Origin of the sequence: Streptomyces humidus (assembly GCF_014649655.1) — a bacterium.
In the GTDB taxonomy this organism is placed as follows: Bacteria; Actinomycetota; Actinomycetes; order Streptomycetales; family Streptomycetaceae; genus Streptomyces; species Streptomyces humidus.
On record NZ_BMTL01000088.1, the window covers coordinates 1 to 6,729 of the forward strand.

Genomic DNA, 6,729 nt, shown 5'->3' on the forward strand with positions numbered 1-6,729 from the left:
CCCGTCGGCGAGGCCTACCGCGAGGCCGGCCACGGCCCGTCCGCTCCCCGCCGGGCCGAGCTCGACCGGCCCAGCACCCGCGACACCGCCCTGCTGGGCTACCTCATCGCGCACCGCAGGGGCGAGAAGTACCTGCTCGCGACCCAGGCCGCCTATCCCGCGGAGCGTCTGCTGCGCGCTCAGGCCCAACCCGTGCTCGTCATGGGCGGGTTCACCGGGAAGACCCCCTTCCCCAGCGTCCCGCAGCTCGGCGGCCTGGTCGCCGCTCACCGGCTCCGCTTCGCGCTGCTCACCCACCTGGGCCCCACCACCCCCGCCACGACGTGGGTGAGGTCCCACTGCGAGCGCGTCCGCTCCGGGGTCTACGGCCGGCGCACCAGGGGCGACTTCGTCCTCTACGACTGCCGCCCGCGGGGTTGATCGGAACGCGCCGAAGGACCCGGCCCGCCCCGCGGACCGGGTCCTTCGGCCGACCGGCCCCGCCGATCGGCGGGGGTGGAGCAGCCGACTGCGGGATAGGCAATGCAGATGAAATGCACAATGATTCTTGCGGGCAATTGCCGCTCCGTCGGAAAACGGCGCATCGCCATGCGGTCGCGGTTCATGAAGCGTGAATTCTCCATTTCCGCAGACGTGACGGACTGAACGTTCCGGCCATTGAATCCTGTGTCGATTCTTCGCGAAACAGCAGGTCAGAACGTTTGCGTAATTCTTCCCGCGCGGTGTGGAGCGGCGCTTTTTCGTCGGCGTGTGAGTACCGTCACACGTCCCCGATAAACGGGTGAGGCATTCCCGTCGTCAGCCAGGTCGAGAACTTCTGTTCATTGCTTCACGCGACATCCGCAGAGCTCGGAAAGGATGCTTCTTGACCACCACTCGATCTCCGATATCCACGCGGGGCCCGGCCCGGCGTCGGGCGGACATGGCCGTGCTGGGGGGTGTGCGCCCGCCGCTCGCGGCCCTGCCGGTTCTGCTGGCGCTCGTCGCGGGCCTGACGGTGTTCGCCATCGGGAGCGATGCCGAACGGGGCGTTCCCGAGGCCGTCCTCAGCTCCCAGCAGCACATCGCCGAGGACGGGGCGGTCGCGCTGCAGGGCGCCGTCGACGAGAGCGTCTCCGATCTGCGGGCGGCGGCCGCGGACTTCGGTGGCTCCCGGCCCGTACCGGCGGACGCCACGCTGACCCGCCTCGACCGTCCCTCCCGCAAGTGGCGCGGCACCGCCGTCGTCGACCTGGCCACCGGTCGGCTGCTCGCCGCGCAGGGCGAGGCCGTACCGCTCGGGAAGGTGAGCCTGCGCGGGCTGCCGGCGAACCCGCCTCCGAGACTGGTGCGGGACGACTCGGGCATCACCCGGCTGCTGGTCTTCGCGACGCTGTCGCAGGGCGGCAGGCCGGAGTTGCTCGTCGCGTCCCAGAGTCTGAAGCCGCCGGGCATCTCCGTCGGCAGGAACCACACGCTCGAGGTCGTGGACCGTGACGGGGCCACCCTTGTCTCGGCCGGCCCGGGATCCGGCACCGACCGGGCCAGGGCGCTGGCCGCCACCGCCGCCCGCGAGGCGCGGAGCAAGGGACCGTCGGACACCGCCGCCGGTGGCTTCGACGGTCCGAGCGGCAGTCTCGTCGGGGCGGCGGACGGCAGCGCCCGCACCGCCGTCGGGTACGCCGGAGTGGCCCGGGCGCCCGCCGCGAAGGAGAGTCCGAGCAGCGCCCTCGGGCTGACGGTCGTCACGACGGTGCGGACCCGGAGCCAGGGGGCCGGGACCGGTGACCTTCGTCTCGCCCTCGTCGCCGCGGCCGTGCTGCTGGCCCTGGCGGCCGGGGTCACCGCCGCCCTCCACCTGGTGCTGCAGCGGCCCCTGCTGCGGTTGCGCCGCGAAGCGCGGAGGCTCGCCTCGGGCGACCTCTCGGTTCCCGTCCGCGTGTCCCGCTTCGGGGAACCCTCCCGGATCGGCGCCGCGCTGGAGGCGCTGCGCCGTCAACTCGGCGGCGGGGGAGGAACGTCGCAGGAGACGGTCGCGCAGCCACCGGCCGGGCGGCGTGCTTCGCCCGGGACGGGCGAGGGCCGCCGTCGGCTCGGACTGCGCACGGTGCTCGCGGTGTGCGCGTTCGCTCTCCTGGCCTGGCCGGCGTCGATGCTGCTGACGCTCGGCAGCACCTGGCCGCATCCGGCCGGCGTCGTGCCGCGGCTGATCTCCGACGACCAGCGGGAACGCACCGAGACGACGGCGGATCGCGTGCGCAGGGGCATCAACGACGGATACCAGGACCTCGCCCGTCTCGCCACCGTGATCGACGCCTCCCGGCCGGAGCAGACGCGCAGGACTCTCGACAGTTCCCTGGAGCAGCACGGCCGGTACCGCTCCCTGTACGTCGTCGACGGCGCCGGCGAGATCCTCGCCCGCGCCGGCGACGAACCCCGCACCCCGAAGCGGGACCGCGTCAGGCCCGGGGTCGAGCAGACGAACACCTCCGGCACGGAACCGGTGCTCGCCGCCGTGGCCGCCCAGCCGGTCAAGGGCGCGCCGACGAGGTCCGGACGCCGCTATGTCGTGGGCGAGTTCAAGGTGCAGTACCTGGCCGGCATCCTCAGCCGGCCCGGCCTCGGCTCGGTGTGGCTGGTGGACGCCGGGCATCGGGTCATCGCGTCCAACAAGGGGTTCGTGGCCTTCGGACGGGTCTCCGACGGCCGGCTGCGGGCCCGGCTGGCGGCCCTTCGCACGACCAGGGGCTCAGCCGAGCTGCTGCTCGGCTGGAGGGATCCGGCGGTCGCCGCGGTGGCGCCGTTCAACGACAAGCCGGGCGTCGCGAACGCACTCGGCTGGAAGGTCGCCTCGATCAGGCCGGTGTTCTGGATCGGCCTGCCCGAGTACGAGGCGCAGCGGCGGATCATGCTCGTCGGTCTGCTGGGCGTGACCGCGGGGGCGTTCTGCCTCGGCTGGCTGTACCTCGTCGTCGTGCGTCCGCTGCGGGAAGTCGCCAAGGGCGCCCAGGCGCTGGCGGGCGGAGACCGCCGAACGGTGCTCTACCCGCGCTACCACGACGAGGTGGGATCCCTCGCCCGCAGCCTCGAACTGATCAGACAGCGGCTGCCCCGCACCGACGCACCGCCCGCGCCCGGTTCCCCGGACGGCGCGCCCGCCACCTCCGCCTCCACATCCCCGTCCGGCCCCGGACCCAGGAGCTGACCCGCCGTGCTCTTCCTGTACTGCGTCCTTGCGACGTGCTGCGCCGGCCTGCTCGTCGCGGGCATCGTCGAACAGCGCCGCCATGACGCGAACGTCGCCGCCATACCCACCCGGGTGCTGGTCAACGGCATTCGCGGCAAGTCCTCCATCACCCGGCTGTGCGCCGGCGCGCTGCGCGGCAGCGGCCTGGTGACCGTAGCCAAGACCACGGGCACCGCCGCCCGGTTCATCCACCCCGACGCCACCGAAGAGCCGGTCTACCGCAAGTTCGGCATCGCCAACGTGGTGGAGCAGATCGGCATCGTCCGCCGGGCCGCCGCCTACCGGCCCGATGTGCTGGTCATGGAGTGCATGGCCGTCATGCCGGCTCTCCAGGAGATCAACCAGGCCAAGCTGATCCGCTCCACCATCGGCGTGCTCTGCAACGTCCGTGAGGACCATCTCGCCGAGATGGGACCGACGCTGGACGACGTGGCCCGCTCCCTGTGCCGGTCCCTGCCGGAGGGCGGCGTCTGTGTCACCGCGGAGAAGGACCGCTTCCACATCCTCCAGGAGGAGGCCGACGCCCGGAACTGCGAGCTGGTCTACGCCGACCCGGAGACCGTCACCGACGAGGAACTGCGCGGTTTCGGCTGGTTCACCTTCAAGGAGAACGTCGCCATCGCACTCGCGGTCGCCGAACTGCTCGGCGTCGACCGCGCGACCGCGCTGAAGGGAATGTACGAGGCGCCGCCGGACCCGGGAGTGCTCTCCGTCGAGCGGTACCGCACCCCTGACGGAAAGCGGCTCCGGTTCGCCAACGTCTTCGCCGCCAACGACCCCGAGTCGACCCTGATGAACATCACGCAGCTGCTCGAACTGGGCGCGATCCGGCGTCCGTTGCACGTCGTCGTCAACTGCCGTCCCGACCGTGTCGAGCGCAACGGGCAGATGGGCGCGCTCATCCCGCAGCTGGATCCGGACACGGTCTTCCTCATCGGCCACCCCACCAGGTCGGCCGCCGACGCCATACCCGCCCACTGGACCGGGAACGTCGTCGATCTCGGCGGCGACCGCCGCGACCCCGCCCGGCTCACCGCCGACCTGCTGGCTCACCTCGGGCCGGACTCCTCGCTCGTCGCCATCGGCAACATCCACGGCCAGGGCGAACTCCTCCTGGAGCGGCTCGCGGCACTCCCGCCCGACAACCCCGACGCCGACCCCGCCGACCAGAGCGACACCCCCACAACGCCCGGCGCCCACCACGACTTCGCCCATGGAGAGTTCCGTTGATCCCCGCAGTGGTCACCCCGCAGATCGCCGCCATCGGCATCGCACTCGGCCTGGTGTTCTCCCTCCTGTGCTACCTGACCACGAACCTCTCACCGGGCGGCATGATCACCCCCGGCTGGCTCGCCCTCACCCTCGTCGACGATCTGCGCCGCGCGGCCATGGTCGCGGCCGTCGCGGGCCTGACCTACCTGCTGACCAAGCTGCTCCAGCGCTTCGTGATCCTCTACGGCAAGCGGCTGTTCGCCGCCGTCGTGCTCACCGGTGTCCTGCTCCAGGCCGGGCTCTCCCTGTTGCTCCAGCAGCAGTTCCCCCTGCTGTTCGCCCATCAGGCCCTCGGTTTCATCGTCCCCGGGCTCATCGCCTACCAGCTCGAGAGGCAGCCCAGGACGGCGACGGTCCTCTCCACCGGCGCGGTCACCTTCGCCACCTACGTGATCCTGGTGTCCGGGCTGCTGCTGGGCGCCCTGCCCACGACGTGAGCGCCCCCCGCCCCGACACGCATGGGGCGCCCTCTCTCCTCACCCCCCATCGGAGTCGACCAGTGAAACGCCTCCTGCCCACCGTCCCCGGGTTCCCCCTGACCAGGAACGCGGCCCTGTTCCTGGTGGCAGCCGTCCTGCTCGCGGCGAGCTGCGCGCTGACCCTTCAGCTCAGGCACCGCACCGACCGTCCGGCGGCAGCACCGGCAGGACCGGCAGCTCCGGGTGCCGTGAGCCGGGCCAGGACCGGCCCGCTGTACTTCGAGCGGATCGGCAACCCCGCCCGCACGGTCGCCCGCGACCGGCACGGCGCCGTCGTCGCCACGTTCACCGACGGCGCCCGTACGGCCGTGCTGACCGGGCCCAGCAGGGCCTTCGCGGAGCCGCGCGCGACGGATGCCCGGGTCGTCACCAGGAGCTGGGTGCGGCTGCTGCCCAGGGCGTGGGCCCGCGGCGCGGAGCAGAGCGACTGGTTCACGACCTGGCTCGGGTCCCGGCTCGGCAGCCGCGACCCGGACATCCTCGCCACGGCCTTCGAGTACGTCGCCGGCGCCCCGGCCCGGACGACGGCAGCGGGAGTCACCTACAGCGGCGCCGCCCGCTACACACCCCGCGCCGCCGGCGGCCCCGGGCGGGCCCGGCAGGGGAAGCGGCGCGTGGGCTCGGACTTCTACGACTACCTGGGCATCCCCTGGACCTTCCCCGACGCGGTCACCCGCCGCCCCGAGAAGGACCGTTCGCGCTCGGTCGACAGCTCCGGCTATGTCCGGCTGGTGTACGGATACCGCTCGGGGTTCCCGCTGAACAGCAGGGACGACCCGGCGGGCAGCGGGCTGCCGCGCACGGCCGAAGCGATCGCCCGCGCACGGCTCGGCGTGCCCGTGATCCCCCTCACCGACCGTCGGCCCGCCGCCGTCCAGCAGCTCCAGCCCGGCGACCTGGTCTACTTCAGCACACGGGAACAGCCCGGCGGCCGGAGCGGCCACATCGGCATCTACCTCGGCCTGGACACCGCCGACCACCCGCGTTTCCTCTCCAGCCGCAAGAGCGCCGACGGCCCCACCATGGGGGACAAGGGCGGCACGTCACGGCTCGACGGCGACGGCTACTACGCGCAGGGGCTGCGCGCGGCCCGTCGCCTCTGACGGCGCTCCGCCCGGCTCGTCCGCCCGCTTCCCGTCCGGGGACGCACCTTCACCGGAGGCCCTTCGTCCGGTACGGGCGTCGCCGGACGGCGGGACGGCGGGACGGCGGGACGGCGGGACGGCGAGGGGGGCGTGGCACGGCTTGGTGGCGGTGCCGTCCTCGGTCCCACTGTGCGCGCGGGCGGCTCCGGCCACTCGGCGGGGGTGCATCCGTCGACCGCCGGATGGCCGGCGGCAGGCCGGGACGTCCATGCTGGCGGCATGACACACCTCGCGCACGAGAGAGAGCTCGACGACACCCGCCGGACACCGGCCGGCGCGGCGGGCCGTACGGACGCCGGGCGACCCAGGAGCGAGCTCTGGGAGTTCCTCGGCATGGCACTGGTGGCGAGCGGCCTCTGCCTGGCCGTCCTGCACCCCGAACTCCACGACGACGTCGTGCACATGCTCGCCACCAGGGCCGTCGACCTGGTCCGTTGAGAACCGGCCCCCGGGGCACGCGATGCCCGCCCAGGGCCGGGGAGAAGCACGGACACCATCCGCCGAGCCTCTCCCACCCGCCCGCCGACGGGCCGGAGCGCTCCCCCCGAGCGGCTGCGACCGGCCTGCCGGGTGGCGGGCGTCCCCAGCGGCCGCATCACCGCGCGCC

At 73.0% G+C, this 6,729-nt stretch carries 6 protein-coding genes; all 6 read left to right on the forward strand.

The genetic code is table 11. The features are described from left to right. Positions 1 to 420: mannosyltransferase YkcB-related protein (locus tag IE239_RS40985; protein ID WP_506005312.1), on the forward strand; the 420-nt coding region annotated here is incomplete at its 5' end. Between the two features lie 445 nt (positions 421 to 865). Continuing rightward, positions 866 to 3,184: a cache domain-containing protein gene (locus tag IE239_RS40990; protein WP_229878798.1), complete on the forward strand. Its 2,319-nt coding sequence runs from the start codon at positions 866 to 868 to the stop codon at positions 3,182 to 3,184. 6 nt (positions 3,185 to 3,190) lie between these two features. Beyond that, positions 3,191 to 4,456, forward strand: coding sequence for a poly-gamma-glutamate synthase PgsB (gene pgsB, locus IE239_RS40995; RefSeq protein ID WP_190154534.1), 1,266 nt, complete (start codon positions 3,191 to 3,193; stop codon positions 4,454 to 4,456). Next, positions 4,453 to 4,935, forward strand: coding sequence for a poly-gamma-glutamate biosynthesis protein PgsC/CapC (locus IE239_RS41000; RefSeq protein WP_190154535.1), 483 nt, complete (start codon positions 4,453 to 4,455; stop codon positions 4,933 to 4,935). The genes pgsB and IE239_RS41000 overlap by 4 nt, the downstream gene beginning before the upstream one ends. Before the next feature lie 62 nt (positions 4,936 to 4,997). Continuing rightward, entirely contained in the window at positions 4,998 to 6,080 is a 1,083-nt protein-coding gene (locus tag IE239_RS41005; RefSeq protein ID WP_229878800.1) for an NlpC/P60 family protein, read from the forward strand. Positions 6,081 to 6,341: 261 nt separating this feature from the next. Then, on the forward strand, positions 6,342 to 6,560 hold the full coding sequence (locus tag IE239_RS41010) for a hypothetical protein (RefSeq protein WP_190154536.1): 219 nt from the start codon (positions 6,342 to 6,344) through the stop codon (positions 6,558 to 6,560). Positions 6,561 to 6,729 lie beyond the last annotated feature (169 nt).

Coding starts and splice junctions, on each gene's coding strand:
- IE239_RS41010 (WP_190154536.1), top strand. CDS start 6,342: ATGACACACCTCGCGCACGAGAGAGAGCTCGACGACACCCGCCGGACA.